This is a genomic window from Parasphingorhabdus halotolerans, from assembly GCF_012516475.1.
Taxonomy (GTDB): Bacteria; Pseudomonadota; Alphaproteobacteria; order Sphingomonadales; family Sphingomonadaceae; genus Parasphingorhabdus; species Parasphingorhabdus halotolerans.
In genome coordinates this window covers 2,851,774-2,876,563 of sequence record NZ_CP051217.1, presented here as the reverse complement: position 1 = coordinate 2,876,563, position 24,790 = coordinate 2,851,774, and the positions used below count along the sequence as shown (strand labels likewise).

Genomic DNA, 24,790 nt, shown 5'->3' with positions numbered 1-24,790 from the left:
CGCCAGCATTCCAAACTTGCCACAATTGCCACCAAGGAAGCGCTGTTTTCCGCTACATGACCGCCAGCACTCCGGCGTGCTGGCCGGAGCACAAATGCGTTAGGGTCACACAGGGTCACACCCCCTGAACGCAAATAACCCGGCTCCGCTTTCCACAGCCCCCTGTAGGAAATAATATTACAAAGTTTAGGAAAGTGAGCCCTGTACGTGCGCGCCCGCACGCCCGCGCGCGTTGCAAGAAGCGTTCCCAACACCGGATGGATCCCAGAATATAGGGCTTTGGTAGCAAAGTCGGATGGCTCATGGAATGATCATCGCATAGACAACGGCCTGTAGGAAAGCCTGTTGGAATTCCCCAATTACGGCCACAGGCGACAAAGCAATTGCGCGGCGCAGGGGCTTTGGGCATGAGGACAATGTCTAAGGGGAATTGAGTTGGCAACAACCGAACACACTATAAACGATGCTATCGCCAATGCATTGCGCACAACACGACATGGCTGGAATGATGAAAAAGTTGTTCGATCCGAAAACACTGGTACGCTTACCGGCAATAGCAAACGGCCTGACATTCTCGTTACGGAAGATGGTGTTTCACCGGTCGTAATTGAAACCGAAGTTTTGCCAGCGATAACCGTGGAGCCCGAAGCAAAAGACCGACTGGGTGAGACACTCAGGTTAAATGGCCGAGCTATATTGTCCTCTATTGCCGTGCGAACGCCTGAAGGTTTCAGAAAATTATCTGGTACAGCACTAGCCGATGAGATTGCCAAGACCGAAGATATGGAGTTTGCCCTTTTTACAGGCAACAAGCCAGATGATTGCACCCGCTGGCCTCTAAAGGGATGGATTAAGGGATCAATTTCTGATTTGTCAGTATTGGCACAAGCAGCAACCGTTCCACCCGCCATTGTCGAAAATGCGGCCGATGAACTGATGCTCGGAGTAACGCAAGCCGCAGGTCAACTGGAGGGAATTGAGAAAAGTTATCCTGTCGCACTTGATTTGATTGCAGAAGCGCTTTGTCAGGAAGATAGCGACCAAACGCGGAGAATGGCCACCACTATTCTGGCCAATGCCTTTGTGTTTCATGAGAACCTTGCTCATGGACTATATTCATTCTTAGGTAGAAATATCCTATCATTCAAAAGGTACGCCAGCGAGGTTCGGTCATGAGAATGTGGGTGGCCAATACAGACCCCAATTGGTTTGATTACTTGGCAGCACACGATAACATCGATGAGGTCAACTTTTGGCAACCGAGCGGACACGCCAAATTTGGCGCGGTTTCTCCAGGCGAATTGTTTTTGTTCAAGTTGAAAGCGCCGCGGAACGTAATCGGTGGATTCGGAGTGCTGAGCCAAGCATCTAATTTGCCGCTGTCACTTGCTTGGGATGCCATGGGCACAAAAAACGGTGCGGCTAGTTTTGATGATATGAGGGCAAGGGTTGGACAGTATCGCAAAGAGGTGAATCCCGCTGCAGATTGTGTTATTGGCTGTAGGATAGTTGTTCAACCAGTGTTTTTCCCCCAAGAGCTTTGGATTCCCCAACCCGATAGCTGGGCAAACTCGATTGTCGTTGGCAAAACATACGATACCGAAACAACTGAAGGTATGCGCCTGTGGGAGGCTTTGCAGAATTCTGCCACCCAAATGTCCCTCCAAGATTCAGCCAATAGCTCGTACCTCAAAGAGGGCTCGCTACCGTTTTCACACAAGGGCTCAAAATTTGGCGCACCAACCCTGATCAAACCCCGTTTAGGCCAAGGAGCGTTCAGATTGGCAGTGACCGATGCCTATCGAAGAGAATGTGGAATTTCACATGGAAGGGTCTTACCCGCACTCGATGCGGCACACATAAGACCCTATGGGCAAGGCGGCGAGCATGAAGTGCAAAATGGAATCCTACTACGCAAGGATATCCATAGCGTGTTTGATGCAGGATACGTTACATTTGATGATGAGTTAAAACTTGTTGTAAGTGATCGCGTAAGAACCGACTTCAATAACGGTAATGAGTATAGGCGTTTGCATGGCAGCCAATTGGCCGTGCCGGAAATTGAAGAAGGCCGTCCATCCCTTGAGCATATCCAGTGGCATCAGAATCAATGCTTCCTTGGATAATGCTAAGGATCTAAGCGTTGTGCTCTTTCCTGCAAAAGTGGGAAAAAAATATTTGCTTCGAAGCCGTTAACCAGGGGATTGGTCGTCTAGTCTGCACATCAATCAGAACTTTCGATTCAACAGTCAATCAACAGCGATGCAATATACAAATCGCTTAATTATCGGTGGGCAGGCCTGGATGACACTGAAATTTCCAAAACCGGAAATGGAAGCGGCGGTGGCGTTGTGGGGAAACACCTCGCTCGGGCTTCTGATGCATTGGTGGCAAGCCAACAAACAGCAATCAGGGCGAGGCAACATTGGCAAGCAGGCACTGGCCAAGATGACATTACTTGATCCGGCCATGCTTTCTGCGGTTCAGTTGAATCAATCTGCAGCGTTGCTGAAGAAACGGTCTGACATTCCCATGCTACCTTTCAACGAAATAGATGTGGATAAAGCGCGCGCAGAACTGGACGAAGCTTTTCTGATTGGTATATTGGCAATACCGAAGGTATTGGCACAACCGGGTGGTTCACTGGAGTTGCTTCGCCATAAACTGGCCGATGAGCCGTCCGTTTATGGCGGTAAAAGGCGGTAAATGTCTTAAGTTGGAGTGATGAGTTGGCAGATCAGAAAATGCAGTTGGGATTTGATTTAGGCGAGCCAGACGAAACCGAATATGTCAGTTCACATTCGGTGCGATTAGAATTGCATGCACTGCTTGATGCAGCAAAAGCGGCGACGAAAGTGGCACCGTGGGACGAAAAAACTATGCGCCATCATCGCAACAGTTTTCCAATCAAGGCAAAGGTTCTACCTCCTGAAGAAGCGAACTTTCTCTGGCGGCAATTTGAAGTGGAACTGAATCGTATTGAGGGGTTTCAATTAGCCTAAATAGCTGGAAAGCATGGCCGACGAAGAGGCCGAGCAGGGTGATGCCTTTTCGCCGACAGGGCGGACGGTCAATTTTGATCCCGAAATCTATGCCGCGATTTGTGCGGCGGGTGGGTTGAACCAGGAAAACCCCTCCTCTTCAGAGGAGGGGAAAGGGGTGGTGGTGACGCCGGGAGGCGGCGCTCGCTAAGCGAAAAGTGCGCAGGCCGGGAGAAACCACCCCAACCCCTCCTTTGAAAAGGAGGGGCTTAAGGATTTCCGCAAAGCAACCGGCGATGATCGCCCGACCGAGGTCAAGGTTTTCGACTATATCTATGGCGTGCTGCACGCGCGCGATCATGTTATGACAGGCGGTAACTTCCCTATCCTGTCGTCATTCTTGCTCAAAAAAGCCGTATAAGACACGCTGTCAGTTGCAAGTTTCATTGGCGATGGAATGTTAAGTGAATCGCCTTATGGCCTTTTGACTAGGGAATATTTCGGACTATAGATGCGATAGGACCTTGATCATGGAGGTTGGAACTTTGTTGGAGCAGATATCCAAATATGGCGAATCCCAAATCCAGATCCCAGCCCACGATTAATGATGTCGCCGCTAAAGCCGGCGTTTCAAAAAAAACGGTCAGCCGGGTGATTAATCGCTCCCCTCTTCTGGCCGAAGCCACGAGGGAAAAAGTGGAAAATGCCATTCGCACTCTGGGTTTTGTTCCTAACCCGCAGGCCCGGGCATTGGCTCTCCGGCGAAATTTTCTGATCGTTCTGCTGCACGACAATCCCAATGCCCAGACTGTGTTGAACTTTCAAACCGGCGTTTTGAATGCGATCAAGGAATCTGATCTTGCTCTTGTCGTCCGACCGGTTCAGCGAAACTCGAATGATATTCTGCATGATGTCAGGACGTTTCTCGAAAAACAACGGCCGCTGGCTGCTATGTTATTACCGCCAATATCCGAACGGGATGACTTGGCCGAACTCTGTAAAGAACTTGGGGTGCGTTATGTGCGCATTGGCTCGGCGATATTGGATGGTATTGATAATTGTGTGGCATCCAATGATCAGGAAGTAGTCAGGAAAGCGTGCGCTACATTGATTGAGCGCGGCCATAAAACCATCGGATTTGTTCGCGGCCCAAAAGGATTCCGGTCTGCGCTCGAACGCGAAACCGGATTTCTCGCTGCTATCGCCGATGCAGGCATTAATTTTGACAAAAAGCTGGCCGCCGAGGGTAATTATCGTTTTGAGTCAGGTGTTACGGCGGGAACGAAATTATTGTCCCAGCAGCCCCGGCCAACAGCGATATTTGCGAGCAATGATGAAATGGCAGCTGGTGTGCTTCATGCAGCACGCTCGAAAGGCATCGCGGTGCCTGAACAGCTTTCCATCATCGGCTTTGATGACTCTCCTACCGCCTCACATATCTGGCCTCCGCTAAGCACGGTACGCTGGCCCATTACCGAAATGGGCGAACTGGCGGCACGGAAACTGGTCCCGGAATTTCTGCCCGAACGAGATGACGCTGAACTCCCGACAATATTGGAATCGACCTTTATTGACCGGATGTCAGTTGCCGATGTTCCGCTGGACAATTAGCCTAAGTTATCAGCGCGCCAACCAGCCGCCATCGACCGCCAATATGTGGCCCTGCACATAATCTGAAGCCGTTGACGCAAGAAACACTGCAGCGCCGCCCAAGTCCGAAGGATCGCCCCAGCGGCCCGCCGGAATACGGTCCATAATCTGCCGGTTGCGGCTTTCATCGGCTTGCAAAGCCGCTGTGTTATTGGTGGCGATGTAGCCCGGTGCAATCGCATTCACACAGACCCCTTTGGCGGCCCATTCGTTGGCAAGTAACTTGGTCAAGCCGCCGACGCCTGATTTTGAAGCCGTGTAGCTCGGTACCCGAATACCACCCTGAAAAGTGAGCATCGAGGCAATGTTGATGATCTTGCCAATACGGCCATCGGCCTCATACGCGGCAATCATCTCGCGGCCTGCTGCTTGGCACAGGAAAAACAGGCTTTTCAGATTGGTGTCCATGACGGCATCCCAATCGTCTTCGGAGAAATCTACCGCGTCGTTGCGGCGGATAATCCCGGCATTGTTGACCAGAATTTCAACGCTGCCGAGCTTTTCCCTGGTTTCATCAATGATGCGTTCAACGGGCTCAATGCTGGAAAGGTCAGCCGAAATAATTTCCGCCTTACGGCCCTGCGCCCGCACCTTTTCAACCGTCTCTGCCGCTGCCGAGCGGCCGACAGCAGCAATATCCGCGCCCGCTTCGGCAAGGGCCAGAGCAATGCCCTGCCCTATCCCGGTGTTGGCACCTGTAACGATGGCGACCTTGCCAGCAAGATCAAATGGATTACTATTCATCGGTTACTCCGGATTTTGTGACGTGTGTGCTGCGTAGAAATTAAAGATTGCGCAAATAGTCGCTAATCTCGTCATCCTGCGAATTGGGGTAGAAAAGTTCTGCAAACTTTTCGCCAGCAATCGCCGATTTGAGTAAATCCTGATCAACATTTTTCAGCACGGTAATCATGTCATTTGATGCTGCTGCTTTTAAATCGTGCAGAATTCCGCGATTGGTTTTCATGATCGCTGCACGTTCTTTAGGATAACCAGCGCCTGCCTCGTTTTCAAAAAGCTTGCGGTAGCAATCTTCAAGGTTCAGCTCAGCCGCCCAGCCAAAGCCCTTTGCATAAGGCATTGAAATAGCGTTCCCGGCGTTAATCTGGTTGAATAAAAACGCGTCGGTCGGGTCGATAACCAGGCCGCAGAAAACGCCAGGCATGGCATTACAAGCCAGCATCGAACCCATGCCGGTGCCGCAACCTGTAACCACAAAATCGGCAGCTTTGGAATTGAGCAATATACCGGTCAGCAATCCGTTCATGACATAGGTCAGAGACGCGCTGTCTTCTGCGGTATACATTCCGTAATTATGGACGTCATGGCCCAATGGCCCGGCGACTGATGTCAGCGCGCTATGGATGATGCCGTTTTTTGCGGCTTGGCTATTTTCAGAAATTAAAGCGATTTTCATAATATTTCCTTGTTTGTTAGGCAGCCGCTATTTTTTGCGCTGCGACATTTGATAATCATAAAGCGATGGTGCTTGCGTTATCGCTTCGTTGGTTGCGGTAATTGTCGCCTCTGGATCATAGGTCACCGAATACCGACGGTTTCCATGTAATCCTGCGATAGTTTTTCCCGGCCCTTCCAGACCGCTAGTGATGTTCACCGTTGCATCTGCTGGAACGCTATCGGGCGTGAACAGGTTGATATTCCATGTGGTATTGCCAATACCGTGGCCCGGTTTCCAGTAGGGCGCGCCGCCGCCGACATAGAGGCGGTACTGCCAGCCGTCATCGCCCTTTGCCGGATCAATATACATGGTAATCTGGTCAAACAGGTTCTGGTGGTTTGATCCGCTATGCTGATCCAGTATTGCCTCGCGCAAAACGGTTGCACGCTGATAGACTGACCGGGTCGAGCGGGTATTCACGCTAACTGGATGCACGACCGGATTTTCGACGCGCAAATCCTTTACCAGAACATTATGCACCGATCCGACATGCACGGAATAATGCGCGCGGTGGTCACCCGTGGTGGTAATATCTGCAATGGTGAGATTAGCGGCATTGTCGGTGAGGATAGCACTATCGCTGTCATGCACCGTCAGATTTCTGATCCAGCCATCAAAAACGCCAGTCATATAAATGCCGTTATATCCTTGTTCCAGATGATGCCCGAACCAGGGATTAGCCGGAAATTCCAGCCGCATATTCTGGATGCCAACATTGGTCAGATGTTCCCATTTGGCAACCGCTGCAGGCTGATCGGAACGGATGTCATGGAGCAGCGGATCACCGATAGTAATCGTCTTGCCTTTAATGCCGGTAATCCGGGTGGATTGCCCGACAACCGGGCGGTTCGGGAATGTCCAGTGATGTGATCCGATGGGAAGATCCGTATCGCCATAAAGCGATTTGATAATCGCACTGTTTTCGCCGTCACCGGAAAACCATTGTAACTGGATAACATCATCAGTCTTTAAATTGGCGGTGCTATCAACGGTAAAGCTACGACCAAATTGCTTACCAGACACGCCATTAGCTAAAACCGGATCGCGCTTGTCCTTGCTGCCATCATAGCTGACGGGCCGCGTCCCTTCGGGGCCAACGAAAATAAATCCGCCAGACCAGCTATATTCGGTGAACAGATAATCAATGTTGTTTTCCGGCTCCTTCTGGAATTTATTCTCCCGAACCAGATAATCACGCAGCTCATCAAGATCACTCGATTGATCAATGATTTTCAAAGGACGCGGAAAATAAAGCTCGGTGCCGCCTTTGCCATCACCAAAACCTTCGAGTACAATATCGCTGCGCGTAATACGCAGCACTTCTGTGACTTGCACCCTGCCTTTAGGAAAGCGTAATGTGACCTTGCCAGCCACAGCATTGGCCGCCGCAAGTGCTCTCAATATCGCTTTGCTATCATCCAGTCCGTCATCGGCTATTACGCCGTAGTCGGTTACATTAATGATGGAACCGCCTGCGCGCGGTAATTCGGCCAGACCAAATCCGTAACCGGCATAGCTGAAATCGGGCAAAGGATTTTGTGCCGCGATCGTCTTATCACCAAGAATTGCTGGCAGCGCTGGCTCGCTAACCGCCGTTTGCGCCATCACGCAGGATGCTGTCATAACGGCGAAGGCGGGGATTAATATGAGACTATATTCAGAAGGTTTCACGAAACTATATTCCTCTTTTTCTGAAGACCGTAAACATTTGAATTAATGCTACCGGTGTCATAAATATGTGGCGGCGTCAACGATGGCACGTTTTTAAAGGCTATATTCCGAGTAAAATTAGGATGTTTTATACATTTTACTTTAACGCATTCGGCAATGCCATCGACAATAGCGGGATATAAGTGACCAGCAGCAGTGCGGCGATTAGAGCCAGATAAAATGGCCAGATTGTCTTGATAGTTTGTTCAACCGGAATTTTGCTGACTGCGGCGCCGACAAACAAGACCGAGCCAACCGGCGGCGTGACTAAACCAATACCAAGGTTCAGCATCATGATTACGCCAAAATGTACCGGATCAATCCCGAGTGCACCGACAATCGGTAAAAATATTGGCGTGGTAATAACAATCAGCGGCGACATATCCATGAAAGTACCCAGAACAAGCAGCATGACATTAACGATCAGCAGGATCAGTATTGGATTATCGGTCAGCGCGGTAAGCAGCGAAGCAAGATCGGTTGGCACTTCCAATATCGCTAGAACATAGCCAAAACTGCTCGCTGCCCCAATAATCAGTAGCACCATTGCAGTGATCCGGACTGATGCTATCGCGGATTCAACAAACTTGGCATAACCGATTGTTCGGTAGACCAGAACTCCGACCATTATCGTATAAAGCACCGCTACCGCAGAAGATTCCGTCGCCGTAAATATACCGCTCAATATACCGCCGATAATGATTATCGCTGTCAGTAATCCCGGAAGAGCAAACACAACAGCCCTCAAAAAAGGTCGCCAACCAGGAAATACGCCGGCAGGATAACCGCGCCGGCAGGCAATAAGCCAAGCCACCACCATGAGCATTCCGCCTGTCAAAATTCCGGGAATAACCCCTGCAAGAAACAGGTCACCGATAGAAACGCCTGTTCCTGAAGCAGCCGCATAAATGATCATATTATGCGATGGCGGGATCAGTAGTCCGACAATGGCTGCTGTAATATTCACATTGGCGGCATAGTCCCGGTCATAACCTTTTTCCTCCATCAGCGGAGATATTGTCGAACCCATGGCCGAGACATTGGCAATGGCTGAGCCTGATACTGCGCCAAATAGCATCGACGCGCCGATGTTGACTTGACCTAATCCGCCTCTTGCACGGCCAAGGGAAGCCTCTGCAATATTGACCAATCGTCCGGCTATGCCCGATCGGTACATAAGGTCGCCGGCAAATATGAAAAAAGGAATGGCCATCAGCGAGAATATACTGATGCCAGCGGCTGTCCTTTGCAACGACACGGCAAGCGGTATATCCAGCGCTAGCAAAGTGGCCGCGCTGGCGATAAGCAGAGCGAAGGCCACGGGAACGCCCAGCATCAACATCGCGATTAGAAGAATTAGGAGAAGAGCCAGTTCCATCTAATTGGTCCCCGCCTGATTCATTTGTGACTCGACTGGCTTCTCGGCTGTCCAGCCTGGACGAATAATTTCTCCGGCAAATCTCGTACCAGCAAAAAGGATAATCAGTGCGCCGGAAATCGGTAGCGGCAAATATGCCCATGATCGGGAAATACCAAGGGACGGGATTACATGGCTTGATATGATGCCGGTCAGTTCAATACCCCAGATCAGCATCATTACACCGCAAATGATGACAACTGCTTCAGCCAGCAGGCGCATCGCTCGCGCTACCGGTTCAGAGACAGAAGTTTGCACAGCGAGGATACGAATGTGGAATCCTTCATGAAAACCTGCCGCAGCGGCGATTACAGCATACCAGATCATCAGTATAAGTGATGCCTGCTCGGACCAGCTCGGGCTGTCGTTCAGCACGTAACGCGCAAATACCTGCCAGCCGATGATGAATGTCATCGCAACCAATCCAGCAGCGCTGAGCCACAATATCAGATGACAAAGCCGGCTATTAAACGCAGTGACCTTCTCAAGCATGATCGGCTCCCATCTCGCGTATTTCGTCAACCAACCGTTTCTGCGCGGGCGATTGCACATATTCATCCCAAACCGGTTTCATCCGTTCGACAAAAGCTTCTTTGTCATCGACTTCATTGACTGCAACCTTGGCTGCAATGATGTTTTCCTGAGCCTCTTTGGTTTTTGCATCCCACAATTCGCGCATGACGGGGACCGACTCTTTGGCTGATCGTTGAATGATTTCCTGATCCTTCTCGGATAGCCGGTGCCAGCTTTGGGCTGACATAATCAGAACCTCCGGGGCAATTACATGCCGCGTCAGGCTATAATATTTCGCAACCTCAAAATGCCGTCCTTCAAAATAGGACGGCCAATTATTCTCGGCGCCATCGACAACCCCCTGCACCAGAGACTGATAAACTTCACCCAGTGGCATCGGCGTCGGGTTGGCTCCCAATGCCTCAACCAGCGATATATAGAGATCCGAATTCTGAACACGCAGCTTCATACCCGCCATATCTTCGGGGGTGCGAATAGGTTTTTTGGTATTATAGAATGATCGCGCTCCGGAATCATAATAACAAAGCCCGATCAACCCGTGTCTTTCTAGCGAGGTCATTACTGTTTGACCTGGCGCACCGTCCATCGCGGCGCGCATATGAGCGACATTGTTGAATATGAATGGCAACGCCGGTATCGATGTCATCGGCTCAATACTGTTCAACGGCGCAAGCGCGACACGGTTAATGTCGATACCGCCAAATGTTGTCAGCTCAAGCGTGTCACGTTCCGAGCCCAACTGGCTGCCCGCGTAAAGTTTCAGCCCCAGTGTACCATTTGAATAGAGTCCCATAAGCCGACCCATTTCAAGAATGGCTTGCGAGGTAGGATAATTGGGCGGATGAAACTCGGCTGCACGCAGAGTTCTGACGGACGATTGCTTGCACCCAGCAAGCAGCGCCGTTGCCGCAGCACCGCCCAGTATTTTTCGCCGTGAGAATAGTTTTCCAGAATCTATCAGATCGTCTCCGCTATATTCTTGATAAGATTGATCCATATTTCTCGCTCTCATTCGGGACTGTCAGAAATCTGATTCAGCCGTGCTTTTTGTTCCTGCTTTTTTGTAGGAAAGAATGCTGTTGAGCCAAAACAGTGGATATGAAGATCAATGTACACGCCATTTATATCTGTGTGACACGAAGGTACTTCTGACGATTCTCTCTGCTTTCGCGTTTGATCTCTTCTAAGGCGTCATTTTCGGTCACTGTCAGCATTTCCTGAAACAACCGATCAAAATGTAAACGCATGGCAGAGCGAGCGGCAGGAGGGTCTCGTCGGTAAAGTGCGTCCAGTATTGCTGCATGTTCTTCCGTCCTTGCTGCACCATCAACCCGACACACTTTGGCATATACACTGCTAACCTGCGGAACCTCATTTCGAATACGCCATAATGTCTGGATTATATGTTCAACAGCTGCATTGCCTGACAGGCGCGCGATTGTGAGGTGAAATTTTTTGTCGACGTCTTCTCCGCTATCGTCAGTCTCGGGATTGGAATTTGCCATCGCCTGGATTAACAATCGCAGTTCTTCCAAACCCGCATCCGTGATGTTTGTCGCTGCCAGAGCGGCGGCTTCTGGTTCAAAAACGGCACGAGCAGCCGTCAGTTCAAACGCACTCATTTCGGGCAACTCGCTAACGAAACTGATATCCCGCCTTTTTACAAATGCACCCGAGCGATCTTTTTCTATATAACCTTCTGCTTCAAGAGCAATTTGTGCTTCTCGGATCGTTACCCGGCTAACACTCAACTTTTTCGCCAATTCGCGCTCACATGGCAGGCGGGTGCCGACGGGATAGTGCCCCTCTTTAATGTCGCTTATGATATCTTGCGTGATCGAAAGGTATAATCGTTTCATTACATTTATTTGCCCTCAGTTTACGCCACTTCAAAAATATTTGAACTGCGCCATCGCACGGCAAGTAATAGGTCAGCCTCCCCCCGTTGGCATGACTGACCTATTCCTCTTGTCAGAACTTAACGCTGACGCCCGCGGTCAAACGTCGGTCAGGCAATCCTTCAAAGCAGAGCAACGCGCCATCGTTCACACAATATTGGCGAATTTTCGATTTGGTCAGGTTCACACCTTCAACGCCGATATTGATATTTTCCGTCACGTCATAGTTGATACCGCCGTTGAGCTGTCCTCTGGCTGCTGTAACGGCATTGAAGCCAAAGATACTTGCCAATGACGCACCACCCACGGTGTCCTCGGTACGGAACGCACTGCGCCATGTGTAACGCAAGCGAGCCGACAGGCCGTATTTTTCATAATATCCGGTAATATTGTATGAATGCTTGGAGAACTCCAGCAGCCCCTGCTTTGCAGTAACCGGAACAAAGTTGGCGTCGTTATAGATACCATTTATCGCATTGAAGACATCAGTTCCCCGTGCAGCAGAAGTGTTTATCGCATCACCACCACCAAATTTTTGATACGTATAATTTGCTTGGAGGCCAAAGCCAGATGCGAAACCAAGCTTGTCTTCAAATTGCGAAAGATCATATTGCAATGCAACTTCAATACCGGTTTGTGTTGTGCTGCCAGTATCGTTGATTGTTGTCTCAATCGGCACACAAGCACCCACACCAGTGTCAGGAGAACTTATACCCCGGTTTGCAATTGGATTAAATATACCACCGCCTTCACAGGGAGCCGTAATATCACGGAAAGGAAGTCCGCCAATTGTAGTAAATTCAACATCTTCAAGCCGTGTCACGAATAAGTTTTTGCGTTTCTTGTGGAAAATACCAACGCTGATTACCGATGAAGGCGCAAAATACCAATCTAGTGATGCATCAAACGATGTCACGGTTTCAGGAGCGAGGTTCGGGTTGCCGATTGACACCGAAGCATTCTCACTTGTTCCGAAAGAAACTGATGTTGATAATTTGTTGAAGTCAGGGCGGTTAATGTCTTGGCCGAAACTTCCACGCAGCAACAAATTCTCAGATAAATCAGCTGCAACATTCAACCGTGGTAATAATTTTGTGTAGCCACCTCTTGTAACTGGCGAATCAATAATATCGCCCGCTGTGTTAACAATGTTACCAGTTGATGCCAAAGACGTGTTTACCCACCGCAGACCAAGGTTTCCGCGAACTGGTCCTGCTTCAAAATTCAACTGGCCATATACTGCATGAGTGGTTTCATTAATTGAAAAGAAACCGCCATTGGCTTCAGCAGTTGCGCCGAGCTGCCTCGTGCCGCCATAAGCGGTAATTGCCTGTTGCAAGGCAGCGATTGTACCGGCTTGGTCACTAAAAGCCTTATCTGGGTCAATCAGCAAGAAATCACCAAAAAACAGGCTTCGACCATCGGCATCACCGAAATTATTGGGCCCAGCGACCAAAAGATCGGAGAAGAATGAACCATTAGGGCTGTCAGAAAGGCGACTTAAGCTCAAATTTGCACCGATATCTCTAAAGCTGCTTGACCGTTTATTAAAGCGATAGCCCCATTCAAAAGAAGACAGGAAAGATGTTAAATCTTGCAAATCCAAAGCCATATCAAGGCGGAATGCATCCTCCTTATTTCGCGATGTATTATTTCCGACATTAACGGCGTTAAGTACAACATTATTGGGATCGAGCAACTGTGCTGCTGTTGGCGCAAATGGCGACGAAGAATCTATACCGAACGCCAGTGATCCTCCAGACAAATCATAAGCGAAAGGTACCGCGTTATCATTTCCGGTTCCAATCGGAGTGTTGGGGTTTAGGAAATTTAGCGTCGTACTCAAGTCGGGGTTTCTAGAGTTTGAAATTGCACGCGAGGCTTCAACCGTAGCGGAAAAGAGGCCGGTTTCGAATTCACTACCAAGTCTGTACATTTCTGTTTTTGTAATCCGCGCACCAACATCACTTGAAAAACGAAGATTTGGATCATCGCCATCAGCAGCAAGGTTTACAGCAATGGAGCCGGTTTCGGCGGCTTCAATGCTACCCAAATTTACACCGTCCAGCGAACCAAAATTAACGGTTTGAAATGTATTGGGTACATTGAAGTTTAGTAATGCGCTGACGCCCGACCCCTGAATACGCGAGCTGTCCTGTCTACGTTCCTGATCATTATAAATCGTGTCAAAATAAAACTTCAAATTGTCGCTTGGTGCCCATTCAAGAGTACCCGCAAAATTTATCGTGCTATATTCAAAATTCTCCAGTTCTTGGTTTAAGAACTGGATACCAAGAAAGTCAAAGGCTTGCGCGGCTGGACGCCTAGTTGCCTGATTTTCTATTCGACCATTTCTAATAACGGTCGCTCCAACATTCTCAACAAGACCACCGTCACGGTCGACGCGGGGACGAAATGATGTTGCTTCTTGCTCAGCATAGCTACCGCTGAGAACGATACCGATTTCACCTGCGCCAATTTCCCATTTATTGGCAAAGCTTCCTGAGATGCGAGGAGTAACACTATCGGAAAGCTCGCTATATTCGCCTTGTACTCGCGCACTGACAATCATGTCTGACACCTCAAGAGGGCGAATGGTGCGCAAATTGATCGTACCACCAACGGAACCTTCTGTGGTTTTTGCTGTCGGCGCCTTGATTACTTCCACGGCAGCGATGATGGCTGCATTGATATCTTCAAAATTTATACCGCTGCGACCGCTGCCAGCGCCCACGGTTCCAACACCATTGATTTCAATTCGGTTATCATTGGAGCCACGAATTTGAACACCGGTACCGACACCTGCGGTTCTGGTAATTTGAACGCCAGTGACGTTTTCTAGAACTTCAGCAAGATTTTGATCGGGCAGCTTACCGATATCCTCTGCCTTAATAACTTCTATTAAGCTGTCCGCAGCCCGTTCCTCATTCAACGCGCTGGCAAGAGAAGCACGAATCCCGGAAACGATAATCACATTTTCTTCAACTTCAGCTTCATCAGCGGTTTGCGCCCAAGCTGGCGTCGCCAACATCGACAAAGCAGTTCCAGCCAGAAGTGCCGCCGAACAGCGTCGCTGTGAAACAGTCTTGCGCAAATTTACCCCAAGATTTTTCATTGAATTCTCTCCCTTTTTTTATTTTTGAGTGATTTCACAAACTTAAACCGTAAAACCATATGACACCGGTATCATTAATGACACCGGTGACATAAAATTTTGTGGGCGTCAATATCTGATGGCGTAAAAAATGCATTGGACCATGCTATTTTTAGGCCCAACCGCCTACCACGAGTACACAATGGGATCTATTGATGTTACTGATTGTCAAACCCCGGGTTCGGGTTAAGGAGGCAGCGCCTGGCGCTCTGTGTGACGCGCAACGCCGCGCTCTATGGTTTCAATGATCGGGGCTCGCTAGAAGTGGGTAAACGCGCTGATATCAACGTCATCGATTTTGATAAACTTAGCGTGGGCTCTCCCGTTGCTTACAAAGATTTACCAGCCGGAGGTACCCGTGTGATGCAGCCAGTCACAGGCTATATTGCAACATATTGCAATGGTATAAAGATCAGGGAAGATGATTCCGATACTGGCGCTCGGCCGGGTCGGCTGGTGCGCAGCTAGAGGATTAGCGCCCGATCCTTTAGGCTTCGGCTTTCGAACACCATCGCGCTGCCTATGATATGTTTATCTGGGCTATTTGCCCCGATAGACGAACCTAATGGATTATCAGACTTGCAGAATTAGTCGATTGTCACTCGAAAAACCAAAGCAAACGCACTGGATGGCGCCAATGATACAGCATTGGCGGTTATGACCGAACCACTAATGGAAGCGCCATAGGGGTCGCTTTCGTCAGCACCCGAGGCGTCTTCATCTTCCGCGTATGTCAGGGCGGAACAATTGGCACCGCTGGTCATGGAACCAGTGACGTACGTGACATCGGACGGCAGCGTATCGGTAGCCGTTATCGCCGTCGCGGTCGCCCCCGCGCCATTGGTGATCAAAATGCAATATTGCAGCGTCGCCCCGGGAATCGCCTTGGGATTGGTAACACCGTTAACCGGATCGCTCAGCACGCGGCTGATTTTTGTAACGGAGATATTGGCGCGCGTGACGTTGAAGGTAATTTCGTCAATATTCCAGTAGTTCGCCTCAATTTCCGGAATTGGTAGACCGTTGCGATGGACCAGACCATTTTGCGCGCCGATCGTGCTCGCGCTCGCATCCTTGGCAAAGACGCGGACAATCCAACCTGTCGTAGTGGCTGTACCAAGCGGGATCGTGTAAGTCGGTTGTGCCGGGACACTGTTATTGTTGGTCCAGATCGCATCGCCAGCGGTCACATCTCCATGCGTGCCATCATTATAGAGAAGGATGTTTGATCCGACCAAAGTACCCGCTTGATTGTAAACATTGGCTGTTACGGGATTGGTCGCCGCTGTCGGCCGGGCGTCCACTTGCGCTGTGATGGTTAAGGACTGTCCCGGTGCCAATGTGCTGGCATTGGCAGGCAAGGTCGTGACCACGCCAAACCCCTCCGGTGTGCCGAGCGTACCGTTGACAATCGACCATTCCATATCATCGATCATGAACCAGCTGCGAAAAGAGGCCGCATGGTTGGATGAAAAACGCACCGTTACGGTTTGGCCGGCATAAGCAGCCAGTGATGCCGAGTGCGACCACCAAGGTTCGCTGCCGTTTGCGACGGTCATACCAGCGGTATGGACTCCTGTCGTCGTCATGTCCCAGCCATTATAGGGACCATAGCCGGATCGCCCGGTATTTGCCGCGCTCGTTCCGAAATTGGGGCTGAAAGGCCGCATTACATAGTTGCCCGCCGTCGGCCCCACTATTTCAGTCGTTGTTCCTCCAACAATCTCAATCCGTAAATAGTCCCACTGCGTCGCACTATTTGCTGAGCTGTCCCATCCCTGGGGTTTCCAGCGCACCGTTAGGTTCCCAGGATTGGTTGCCGGAACTGCGATTGTCCGCGTTAGCACGGCACGATCTGTTCCGTTACTATCGGCGTTGGTCCGCGATCCGATCAGATAGGAAAAACTACCGGTATTGGCATTACCATTGGTGTTGACGGTTGTATTGTCTGCAACACTGACTGTTTCGTTGGGCCTGACTTGGGCATCGTAGTTCGTGACGGCCGTTCCACTCCAACCAGTCGGATTTACTTGTCCCGTCGTTCCGCGCTCGAAGTTTGCATTGATTGGAGTTTGCGGGTTTGCAGTTTTTGCGCCATTTTGAGTGATATCAAAATAAATATAATAGGTTTGCGTACCGCCATCCTGAACTATCCACTTGATCTCGCCGCGGTTGTTATTGGCGGCATCGGTGGCATCGTTAAATATCCCGTCGGTATATTCCTGTATGGTGGCCAATGTGCCATTTGGCCGGACAACACGGACCGAGTTTACGTCAAATGTCCCGCTGATTCCCAATTGAGTCATTATGGTTGTAAAGTTCACATTGACCTTGGCGGTGCTGTTGATGCTGGATGTAGCGGGAAGGGTAACTGGTACGCGATAATGCCAATCCTGTCCGGTAGAAACACCGTCAGGATCATACCATCCCGGTGGTGCCGGGGTCCTGAGGTCAGCAAAAGCCACTATGGCCGGAAGCACAACAGCGGCCAATAGCAGACTAAGATAGAGAACTGATCGACGCAACATGGTTCCAGCCTATATCGGCCCCTTTCGTTATCGCGTAAATTGTTTCTGGTTCAAATGGTGTAAAATGTTCAATCTGAATGCCTCTGTTGATTCCAGCCCCGCCGCGCGCTCAGCAAAAGCCCACCAGCTAGCTTGATGAAAAAGACAGAAGGCAACCCGAATGACAGGGTGTAGCAAATAAAAGTTCCCTATTTGTTAAGTTTAAACAACCAAAGCGGGGGGAAAATAAGCTGTCAAATTGCTTCACTTCCGCCGGGATTTAAGTTGCCTTGCCTTATGGGCGCTCTCCAACCTTCGGGGAGTTCATCTTTTTGTAGGTTGCTATGGTGTCCCGGAATAACATTTGTTCTATTCACCAGGTCATGCGGATTTTAGCCCAGGGGCATGACAAGCGCGATGGGACCACTCCGATTATCCTGCATCAGCATCGCAATTTTTTCCGTGGCGCTGGACTTTAACTTAACACAGACGCGGCGCTTGTCTTCCGCGCATTTTCCGCGATCTATCCATCCCGCAGATGTCAGGCTATCAATGCAGCCTAATCGGGTCGTGGGAGGTATGTCGGCATCCGTTACAATGTCGGACACATAGATTGTGCGATTTTCGCATTGGGCAATATAAAGAAAAATGACAATATCCCAGATGGGTTCTTCCAGCCCCGGCAGTTCAGACTTTAACAGCCTGTCCCGCGTTTGTCTGCTATTGTAGACACCACGAGCAACATCCAGACCGGTCAACTGGTCTTTGCCGCTGATGTTTGTCCCGTTGATTGTTTTTGGGCGGTCGGTATTTGGGTGATCCGGGCCGACGTGGACTTGATGATCGGAGCGGGAAGCAATTTTATCATTACTAACCGAAAGACTTTTGAAAGTGGATTGCACGAACCTGGGATCATTTTCCGGGTTTGTTGGATATCGTGCGCGCTTGGTTTGACGCATCCGCTGGGATGGTTGTGGACTAGTATCAGAGCCGAAGCGCCTGTTTCCAGCGCTTTTTGAATGACTTCCCGGGGATAGAAGGGAACAGCTGAGACCGTTCCTGTGGCCATTATATGTTCTTTGATGAGATGATTTTGGGAATTGAGAAAGTGAACACGGAATTGTTCTTTGCTCATGAAACCAACATCCGACTGCAAGTTGGTGTTTAACCCTTGGGCGGCCGCGGTATCACCAGCGGGACCGATGCAACATAGTCTTGATATATTTTTTCACCGCCCCATTTTTTCTTCGCACTCGCTTCCAGTTTCGGAACGCCACTGATGCGGATGATCAGGAAGGCAACGAATATGGGCGATATGATCGTCACCCATTGCCAGCCGCTGAGCACCGGCAAAGATGCGATGGTCACACCGGTCCATAATGTTATTTCGCCAAAATAATTGGGATGCCGGGACCATGCCCATAGGCCGGTGGAGATAAAACGCCCCTTGTTGGTCGGCACTTTTCGGAATTCCCGCTTTTGCCTGTCGGATATCACTTCGATGGCAAAGCCGGCAATCCAAAGTCCGATGCCGAAAAGGGCAAATATATCCAGCGGTATCCTTGTGCTGTTGGTGATAATCACCAGAGCACTGGCGGCAGTCAGCAGCACCCAAATGGCTTGCATCGTCCAGGTCAGAAAAAAACGGGCGGGGGATTTTTTTATTTCGTCGAAGCGCTGGTCGCCGCCATCGTCGCGGATGCGCAGAAACAGAAATGACCCCAGTCGCATCGCCCAGATAACAACCATCAGCGCAATAATCCCGGAACGCAGATCAAGCGGTGCTGACAGAACGCAAGCCACCACCATCAACGACAAATAAGTGAAGGAGCCTGTCAGATCATAATATTTCTCTGTCTTTGCGGCATTGGCCGGGATAAATGCCAGCCAGTTAATCGCAAAGGCCATGATGCCGCAGATTAAAAAGACCGGCATTGCGCCAGCGGTTGCTCCGCCCTGACTGCCAGCCAGCGAGACCAGTCCGCCAAGGAGTATCGTTACGACTAAAGCGATGAATAATTTCAGGTTCATGACTAAACTCCCACGACAAACGCACAATTGGTCGTGCCCGATCCACCGACGTTGAACGTGCCGACCGTCGCTGCGCCTTCTACCTGATAATCACCGGCATTCCCGGTCACTTGCTTGGATGCATCCAGCATCATGCGAACGCCGGTCGCGCCGACCGGATGCCCCATACCGATCAAGCCGCCGGAGGGATTGACCGGAAGCCTGCCGTCAAAGGCAATGACGCCTTGCTCGATAGCCTTCCATGCTTCGCCCGGCGCGGTGACGCCGAAATGCTCAATCGCCATATATTCGGTCACCGAGAAACAATCGTGGGTTTCAATCACGTCCAGCTGCTCAGGCCCGGCGATGCCAGCGCGGCGATAAGCGTCGGTGATCGCCTTGCGGGTCCACGGCAAAACATAATCATCACTGGCGCTATCAACCAATTTTGTTTTCATCAGCATGGGGGCTGTCGTGTGCCCCAGCCTTTGATCTGGGCCAGACTCTCAAGAGGAATACCCCTGCTTTCGGCATATTGCCTGGCGCGGGATTCCGATGCGAGGAAAACAACCGCTGCGCCATCGGAAACCTGCCCGCAATCCTGTCTTCGCATCCAGCCTTCAATCACCGGATTACATTCATCATCGGCGGTGAAGCTCTTGTCTTCAAACTGCCAGTTGCGGCTTTGGGCATTGGGGTTACGCCGTGCATTGTCAAAATTGGTTTTGGAAATTTCCATCAAATGTTCGTGCCGCAAGCCATAACGGCGGTCATATTCTTCGGCGAGATCAGAGAACATCGCCGGCCAGATATATTTCACATCTTGCCCCTCCTCGCCGACGAAAATGGCGGCGCCGAGATTATCAGCGGCCTGCGCGCCAGAGACATTGCGCATAAGCTCGACCCCGGCCACGCAGGCCAGATCATAGCGACCGCTTTCAATATCGGTCATCGCGCCCAAGATCGCCAGCGACCCGGAAGCGCACGCTCCTTCATGGCGAGAGGCAGGCATACCGGAGAAATCTTTATGCACATGGCCAAAAAAGCCACCCAGCATCCCTTGGCCGGTGAATAACTCCGCCACGAAATTGCCGACATGGCCCACGTCTATATCCTTGGGATCCAGTGCGGTCTTTTCGAGCGCAGTGAGGACCGTTGTGGAAAACAGATCAAACAATGACAGGTCTTCGCGTGTCCAGTTTTGCGCGAAATCGGTCTGATAACCGCCTAATATATAGATATTCTGTGACACCCCTGTCTCCTCTCTTTCAACTCACCAACACCGGCAATGCAACCAATGCAACCTTCGAGATAGCCGTCACCCTCTGATGTCGCATTTTTACGCGCAATGAAAGAGTTCTCGATATTACATGGTAAGGCGCTGAGCCAGAATTACGGACCCTGCCGCAGTTCGCTTCGAAAAATCTAAAAGTCATAAGGCACAGCGCCGGGCTTGAGACAACTATTCAAATCTCCACCCTCCCCAATCTATTGGCATCTTGACATCATATCAATTAGACTTAGGCCGAAGCAGCATCAAATGGAGATTCTAACATGCGTGAAGCCGTCATCGTATCCTATGCCCGCACGGGCCTTGCCAAAGCCGGGCGCGGTGGTTTCAATATCACCCCGCCAATGACGATGGCCGCTCATGCCATCAAGCATGCCGTTGCCAAATCCGGTGTGGAAAGCGATTTTGTCGATGATAGCCTGATGGGCAATGTTGCGCACGGCGCACCCAATATTGGGCGCAATGCAGCGCTGCTCGCCGGCCTTCCCAAAACCACGGCCGGTGCGACCATCAACCGCTTCTGTTCGTCGGGTATGCAGGCCATCGCCATGGCCGCCAACCATATCCGTGGCGATGGCGCCGATTGTGTTGTCGCGGGCGGCGTTGAGAGCATTTCAATGCAAGGCCCTCGTGCACCGGAAGGTTCTATCGATCAGGAAATCCTGAAAATTGCGCCAGCCATCTTCATGCCAATGATTGAAACTGCGGATATTGTGGCCGAACGCTATAATGTTAGCCGCGAATCTCAGGATGAATATTCGCTGCAATCGCAGCAGCGCATGGCAGCAGCCCAGGAAGCCGGGCTTTTTGCCGATGAAATCGTACCGATGCAGACCAAGATGAAACTGGTCGACAAGGAAACCAAGGAAGAAACGATAGTTGATTACACCGTTGATCGTGACGAGTGTAATCGCCCAACCACGACGCTGGAAGGCCTCTCGGGTCTGAAACCAATCATGGGCGAAGACAAATATATTACCGCCGGTAACGCCAGCCAATTGTCTGATGGTGCCGCTGCGGTCCTGCTGATGGAAGCCAAAGAAGCGGAACGGCGGGGACTGGAACCATTGGGCCGATTTGTATCCTGGGCCGTGGCCGGATGTGAACCCGACGAAATGGGCATTGGCCCAGTCTTTGCCGTCCCAAAACTGCTCGAACGTCAGGGTCTGAAAGTTGATGATATCGATATCTGGGAATTGAACGAAGCCTTTGCCAGCCAGTGTCTTTACAGCCGCGATAAGCTGGGCATTGATCCAGCGAAATATAATGTGAATGGCGGTTCCATCTCCATCGGCCATCCGTTTGGCATGACCGGTGCGCGCTGTGCCGGGCATTTGTTGCAGGAAGGCCGTCGGCGTAAAGCAAAATGGGGTGTTGTTACCATGTGCATTGGCGGCGGTCAGGGCGGCGCGGGACTGTTCGAGATATATTCCTGAACGTCTGACAGTGCGGCAATAGGAATTCTCTAAAGAATAGGACGAGTTTTGAAGCCATTACATGAAGACCAGATCCAGCGACGACTGTCGCAGGCTTTGGCGCACCGCAGCTCTGTACCTCCAGAAAAACTGATTGCAGGTTTGCTGCGGACATTTGATCTGAAAGCAGGCGACGAAGATGAATTTATCTTTCCCGCGCTGAACTCGACAGCACGCGAACGCATTTTTGGCGGGCAGGTGATTGCGCAGGCTATCGTTGCTGCGGACAAAACGGTGGATGATGAAAAGCGTATCCATTCGCTCCATTCCTATTTCCTGCGCGCCGGAGATGAAACGAAGCCTTTGCATTTCCGGGTTCACCGGGACTTTGATGGACGCAGCATTTCCAACCGCAGGGTCGTTGTCCGGCAGGATAATAAAGTCATATTCAACCTGACGGCCTCCTTCCAAAAGCCCGCCGACGGGCTTAACCATCAGGTGCCAATGCCGGATGTCCTGCCACCCCAGCAGTGCATGAGCATGATGGAACATATAGCCCGCAACCCGCAGGTATCAGATGAGCATCTCGAGCGGGCAAGCTTGCCCCGGCCCTTTGATGTGCGCAGCTTCCGCCCGGAAGGAAAAACCGAGCCTGCGCGCCATTATCAATGGTTCAAGACCGTTGCCCCGCTGCCCGATGATCCGCTTACACATTGCGCGGCCCTGGCTTTCGCTTCGGATATGGGGTTGCTCTCGACTTCGATGATCCCGCACGGCCTGCACTGGACCACGCCCGGGCTATTCTCGACCAGTCTCGATCATGCCATGTGGTTCCACGATGATTTCAGGATGGACCAATGGATTTGCTATGTGATGGATAGCGACTGGACCGGCCATATGCGCGGTCTCAATCGCGGTTCGCTTTACACGCAGGATGGCAAGTTGGTTGCGTCCGCCGTGCAAGAGGGCCTTATCCGGTTGACACCACCAAGCGATTAACCCTCAAAAAGCGACTTCAGATCCTTCTTCAGGATTTTTCCATTGGCATTGCGGGGCAAGCTCTCCGTGCTGAACAGGACTTTTACCGGCACTTTGAAATTTGCCAGGCGCTCCCGCACCCACTCCTGTAATTCCGCTTCACTGGCGGTTTTACCGGGCACCAACTGCACAATCGCCGCTGGCTCCTCGCCCAACGTTTTGTGATCGATGCCGATTAAAGCTGCGTCCATCACCGCCGGATGATCATAGAGGACATTCTCAACTTCGGATGAGTAGATATTTTCTCCACCGCGGATGATCATGTCTTTTGCGCGGTCGACAATATGGCAGAAGCCTTCATCATCCAGTCGAGCCAGATCGCCGGTCCGGACCCAGCCTTCGACGAAGGTCTCGGCGGTCGCTTCCGGACGGTTCCAATAGCCTTTCACGACCATCGGGCCACGCGCCCATAGTTCACCCACTTCGCCAATGGGTAATTCGTTGCTTCTATCTTCGCTCATGATTTTCAGGTCGGCCGCAGCTACCGGCGGACCACAACTGGTTGGGCGATTGAGATAATCCTCGGCGCTATGCGAAGTCACTGTTGCCATGGTTTCGGTCATGCCCCAGCCGTTGCCGGGCAGCGCGCCAAAAACTTCGTGGATTTTGCGTGCCAGCTCCGGCGCGGAAGGCGCGCCGCCATAGCTTATGGAATCGATGGAACTCAGATCATATTTGTTCCGGTCCGGATGTTCGATCAATTGCCACGCAATAAACGGCACGCCGCCAGTGGCATTGACCTTTTCCCGCTCGATAATTTCCATCGCCTGCACCGTGTCCCATTTGTGCAGGAAGATCATCTTGTGCCCTCCGTGAACGGTCGGCATCATGATGGCGGAACAGGCGGTACAATGAAACATGGGCACAACCGTTAACCCAACCCGGACCGTAGGCTCGGGCAATTCATCGCCGCGCCGCAGCGCTTGGGCTGCGCCCGAGTAACCCACTGAAACGGCGTTTGTAGTGAGGTTGCGATGCGAACCAAGCGCGCCTTTGGGCTGTCCAGTTGTGCCGCTAGTATAGAAAATCGTCGCCGGATCATCGGGCGATATATCTCCAGTCGGCAGATTAATATCAGGCAGCTTGGCATAGCCATTCGGTCGACCGATAATTTCTTCCAGTGTGCGGGCCGAACCCGCCAATGGGCCTTGACTGCGCGCCACGATGACATGTTTCAAATCAGGCAGGTCCGACCTATGCGGAAGTATGCGGTCCCATCGCTCGGCATCACAGAGAAGCACACTCGTGCCGGAATTGGCGAGACCAAAAACCAGCTCCAGATCCGTCCACCAGGCGTTGAGCGGAACAACAATGGCTCCGATCGAAGCGGCAGCAAAGAAAATCACCGGCCATTCCGGCAAATTGCGCATCGCAAGCGAGACACGATCTCCCTTGGACACACCGATTTTCTGAAGCTCTACGGCCAAAACGGCCACTGCCCGATACCAGCTATCATAAGTGACGCGCTCATCCGCATATATCAGAAATTCGCTGTCGCCATGGCCGCGCGCATGTTCCGCCATAGCGGCCAGCGTGGGATGCGCATTTTTCCAGACGCGGGTCGCTACACCGTCAATATCGACCATTTCCATTTCAAACGGCTGGCCCGGCGCACATAGCAGCGCGTCGACGTCCTTGCGTGATCGCACAGGCCATCCAGCAGGCGGTGTCCACTTTTCCAGTGGATCTATGGCTTCAGCTGACAAATTTTTCTCTCCCGATCGAT

23 protein-coding genes and 2 pseudogenes are annotated in these 24,790 nt (G+C 51.1%); 10 read left to right on the top strand and 15 right to left on the bottom strand.

Going from position 1 to position 24,790, the window contains the following annotated elements:
• Positions 1-435 precede the first annotated feature (435 nt).
• The 7 genes and pseudogenes from HF685_RS14120 (at position 436) to HF685_RS14090 (ending at position 4,592) form a co-directional block, all read left to right on the top strand.
• Positions 436-1,176, top strand: coding sequence for a hypothetical protein (locus HF685_RS14120; protein ID WP_168820535.1), 741 nt, complete (start codon positions 436-438; stop codon positions 1,174-1,176).
• 8 nt (positions 1,177-1,184) lie between these two features.
• Positions 1,185-2,126 (top strand): HNH endonuclease, encoded by a 942-nt coding sequence (locus HF685_RS14115; protein ID WP_168820534.1) that lies wholly within the window; start codon positions 1,185-1,187, stop codon positions 2,124-2,126.
• Positions 2,127-2,304: 178 nt separating this feature from the next.
• Positions 2,305-2,706: a hypothetical protein gene (locus HF685_RS14110; protein WP_168820533.1), complete on the top strand. Its 402-nt coding sequence runs from the start codon at positions 2,305-2,307 to the stop codon at positions 2,704-2,706.
• Positions 2,707-2,729: 23 nt separating this feature from the next.
• Positions 2,730-3,002 (top strand): hypothetical protein, encoded by a 273-nt coding sequence (locus tag HF685_RS14105; protein ID WP_168820532.1) that lies wholly within the window; start codon positions 2,730-2,732, stop codon positions 3,000-3,002.
• 13 nt (positions 3,003-3,015) lie between these two features.
• The gene (locus HF685_RS14100; protein ID WP_168820531.1) at positions 3,016-3,192 is read left to right on the top strand and encodes a hypothetical protein; all 177 of its coding nucleotides are present in this window, start codon (positions 3,016-3,018) and stop codon (positions 3,190-3,192) included.
• An 84-nt stretch (positions 3,193-3,276) separates the two neighbouring features.
• Positions 3,277-3,402 (top strand): annotated as a pseudogene (locus HF685_RS16755) (hypothetical protein); the annotation flags it as partial.
• Between the two features lie 146 nt (positions 3,403-3,548).
• On the top strand, positions 3,549-4,592 hold the full coding sequence (locus tag HF685_RS14090) for a LacI family DNA-binding transcriptional regulator (RefSeq protein WP_168820530.1): 1,044 nt from the start codon (positions 3,549-3,551) through the stop codon (positions 4,590-4,592).
• A 9-nt stretch (positions 4,593-4,601) separates the two neighbouring features.
• Here the strand turns inward: HF685_RS14090 and kduD are convergent, their stop codons facing one another.
• The 8 genes from kduD to HF685_RS14050 all read right to left on the bottom strand — a co-directional run bounded on the left by kduD (position 4,602) and on the right by HF685_RS14050 (position 14,764).
• The gene (gene kduD / locus HF685_RS14085) at positions 4,602-5,375 is read right to left on the bottom strand and encodes a 2-dehydro-3-deoxy-D-gluconate 5-dehydrogenase KduD (RefSeq protein ID WP_168820529.1); all 774 of its coding nucleotides are present in this window, start codon (positions 5,373-5,375) and stop codon (positions 4,602-4,604) included.
• A 40-nt stretch (positions 5,376-5,415) separates the two neighbouring features.
• Positions 5,416-6,048, bottom strand: a complete 633-nt coding sequence (locus HF685_RS14080) for an RpiB/LacA/LacB family sugar-phosphate isomerase (RefSeq protein WP_168820528.1) — start codon at positions 6,046-6,048, stop codon at positions 5,416-5,418.
• 27 nt (positions 6,049-6,075) lie between these two features.
• Entirely contained in the window at positions 6,076-7,713 is a 1,638-nt protein-coding gene (locus tag HF685_RS14075) for a hypothetical protein (protein WP_168820527.1), read from the bottom strand.
• 184 nt (positions 7,714-7,897) lie between these two features.
• Positions 7,898-9,178 carry a TRAP transporter large permease gene (locus tag HF685_RS14070; protein WP_168820526.1) on the bottom strand — a complete coding sequence of 427 codons (1,281 nt, stop codon included), beginning with the start codon at positions 9,176-9,178 and terminating at the stop codon, positions 7,898-7,900.
• Positions 9,179-9,709, bottom strand: a complete 531-nt coding sequence (locus HF685_RS14065; RefSeq protein ID WP_168820525.1) for a TRAP transporter small permease — start codon at positions 9,707-9,709, stop codon at positions 9,179-9,181.
• On the bottom strand, positions 9,702-10,748 hold the full coding sequence (locus HF685_RS14060; protein WP_168820524.1) for a TRAP transporter substrate-binding protein: 1,047 nt from the start codon (positions 10,746-10,748) through the stop codon (positions 9,702-9,704). Before HF685_RS14060 ends, HF685_RS14065 begins: the two co-directional genes overlap by 8 nt.
• Positions 10,749-10,872: 124 nt before the next feature.
• Entirely contained in the window at positions 10,873-11,610 is a 738-nt protein-coding gene (locus HF685_RS14055) for a FadR/GntR family transcriptional regulator (protein ID WP_168820523.1), read from the bottom strand.
• 112 nt (positions 11,611-11,722) lie between these two features.
• On the bottom strand, positions 11,723-14,764 hold the full coding sequence (locus tag HF685_RS14050) for a TonB-dependent receptor (RefSeq protein ID WP_168820522.1): 3,042 nt from the start codon (positions 14,762-14,764) through the stop codon (positions 11,723-11,725).
• Positions 14,765-15,016: 252 nt separating this feature from the next.
• Here HF685_RS14050 and HF685_RS14045 point away from each other — a divergent pair, with 252 nt between their 5' ends.
• On the top strand, positions 15,017-15,271 hold the full coding sequence (locus HF685_RS14045; protein ID WP_246218634.1) for a hypothetical protein: 255 nt from the start codon (positions 15,017-15,019) through the stop codon (positions 15,269-15,271).
• Between the two features lie 119 nt (positions 15,272-15,390).
• On the opposite strand, the gene HF685_RS14040 is transcribed toward HF685_RS14045, so the two are convergent.
• The 6 genes and pseudogenes from HF685_RS14040 to HF685_RS16445 all read right to left on the bottom strand — a co-directional run bounded on the left by HF685_RS14040 (position 15,391) and on the right by HF685_RS16445 (position 20,572).
• Positions 15,391-17,331, bottom strand: a complete 1,941-nt coding sequence (locus tag HF685_RS14040; RefSeq protein WP_211051227.1) for a DUF11 domain-containing protein — start codon at positions 17,329-17,331, stop codon at positions 15,391-15,393.
• Positions 17,332-17,702: 371 nt separating this feature from the next.
• Positions 17,703-18,212 carry a helix-turn-helix domain-containing protein gene (locus HF685_RS14035; protein ID WP_246218633.1) on the bottom strand — a complete coding sequence of 170 codons (510 nt, stop codon included), beginning with the start codon at positions 18,210-18,212 and terminating at the stop codon, positions 17,703-17,705.
• A 68-nt stretch (positions 18,213-18,280) separates the two neighbouring features.
• Positions 18,281-18,445, bottom strand: a pseudogene (locus tag HF685_RS16750) (JAB domain-containing protein); the annotation flags it as partial.
• 29 nt (positions 18,446-18,474) lie between these two features.
• On the bottom strand, positions 18,475-19,341 hold the full coding sequence (locus HF685_RS14025; protein ID WP_168820518.1) for a DUF1295 domain-containing protein: 867 nt from the start codon (positions 19,339-19,341) through the stop codon (positions 18,475-18,477).
• Positions 19,342-19,343: 2 nt separating this feature from the next.
• On the bottom strand, positions 19,344-19,784 hold the full coding sequence (locus HF685_RS16450; protein ID WP_246218632.1) for a thiolase C-terminal domain-containing protein: 441 nt from the start codon (positions 19,782-19,784) through the stop codon (positions 19,344-19,346).
• Positions 19,778-20,572 carry a thiolase family protein gene (locus HF685_RS16445; protein WP_246218631.1) on the bottom strand — a complete coding sequence of 265 codons (795 nt, stop codon included), beginning with the start codon at positions 20,570-20,572 and terminating at the stop codon, positions 19,778-19,780. Before HF685_RS16445 ends, HF685_RS16450 begins: the two co-directional genes overlap by 7 nt.
• Before the next feature lie 302 nt (positions 20,573-20,874).
• Between HF685_RS16445 and HF685_RS14015 the strand changes: the two genes are divergently transcribed.
• Positions 20,875-22,047, top strand: coding sequence for a thiolase family protein (locus tag HF685_RS14015; RefSeq protein ID WP_168820517.1), 1,173 nt, complete (start codon positions 20,875-20,877; stop codon positions 22,045-22,047).
• A gap of 48 nt (positions 22,048-22,095) precedes the next feature.
• The gene (locus HF685_RS14010) at positions 22,096-23,025 is read left to right on the top strand and encodes an acyl-CoA thioesterase (RefSeq protein ID WP_211051225.1); all 930 of its coding nucleotides are present in this window, start codon (positions 22,096-22,098) and stop codon (positions 23,023-23,025) included.
• Here the strand turns inward: HF685_RS14010 and HF685_RS14005 are convergent.
• Positions 23,022-24,770 (bottom strand): class I adenylate-forming enzyme family protein, encoded by a 1,749-nt coding sequence (locus HF685_RS14005; protein WP_425500163.1) that lies wholly within the window; start codon positions 24,768-24,770, stop codon positions 23,022-23,024. The two genes, HF685_RS14010 and HF685_RS14005, sit on opposite strands and share 4 nt — an antisense overlap.
• Positions 24,771-24,790 lie beyond the last annotated feature (20 nt).

Coding starts and splice junctions, on each gene's coding strand:
- HF685_RS14110 (WP_168820533.1), top strand. CDS start 2,305: ATGACACTGAAATTTCCAAAACCGGAAATGGAAGCGGCGGTGGCGTTG.
- HF685_RS14100 (WP_168820531.1), top strand. CDS start 3,016: ATGGCCGACGAAGAGGCCGAGCAGGGTGATGCCTTTTCGCCGACAGGG.
- HF685_RS14090 (WP_168820530.1), top strand. CDS start 3,549: ATGGCGAATCCCAAATCCAGATCCCAGCCCACGATTAATGATGTCGCC.
- kduD (WP_168820529.1), bottom strand. CDS start 5,375: ATGAATAGTAATCCATTTGATCTTGCTGGCAAGGTCGCCATCGTTACA.
- HF685_RS14080 (WP_168820528.1), bottom strand. CDS start 6,048: ATGAAAATCGCTTTAATTTCTGAAAATAGCCAAGCCGCAAAAAACGGC.
- HF685_RS14075 (WP_168820527.1), bottom strand. CDS start 7,713: ATGACAGCATCCTGCGTGATGGCGCAAACGGCGGTTAGCGAGCCAGCG.
- HF685_RS14070 (WP_168820526.1), bottom strand. CDS start 9,178: ATGGAACTGGCTCTTCTCCTAATTCTTCTAATCGCGATGTTGATGCTG.
- HF685_RS14065 (WP_168820525.1), bottom strand. CDS start 9,709: ATGCTTGAGAAGGTCACTGCGTTTAATAGCCGGCTTTGTCATCTGATA.
- HF685_RS14060 (WP_168820524.1), bottom strand. CDS start 10,748: ATGGATCAATCTTATCAAGAATATAGCGGAGACGATCTGATAGATTCT.
- HF685_RS14055 (WP_168820523.1), bottom strand. CDS start 11,610: ATGAAACGATTATACCTTTCGATCACGCAAGATATCATAAGCGACATT.
- HF685_RS14050 (WP_168820522.1), bottom strand. CDS start 14,764: ATGAAAAATCTTGGGGTAAATTTGCGCAAGACTGTTTCACAGCGACGC.
- HF685_RS14040 (WP_211051227.1), bottom strand. CDS start 17,331: ATGTTGCGTCGATCAGTTCTCTATCTTAGTCTGCTATTGGCCGCTGTT.
- HF685_RS14025 (WP_168820518.1), bottom strand. CDS start 19,341: ATGAACCTGAAATTATTCATCGCTTTAGTCGTAACGATACTCCTTGGC.
- HF685_RS16450 (WP_246218632.1), bottom strand. CDS start 19,784: ATGCTGATGAAAACAAAATTGGTTGATAGCGCCAGTGATGATTATGTT.
- HF685_RS14015 (WP_168820517.1), top strand. CDS start 20,875: ATGCGTGAAGCCGTCATCGTATCCTATGCCCGCACGGGCCTTGCCAAA.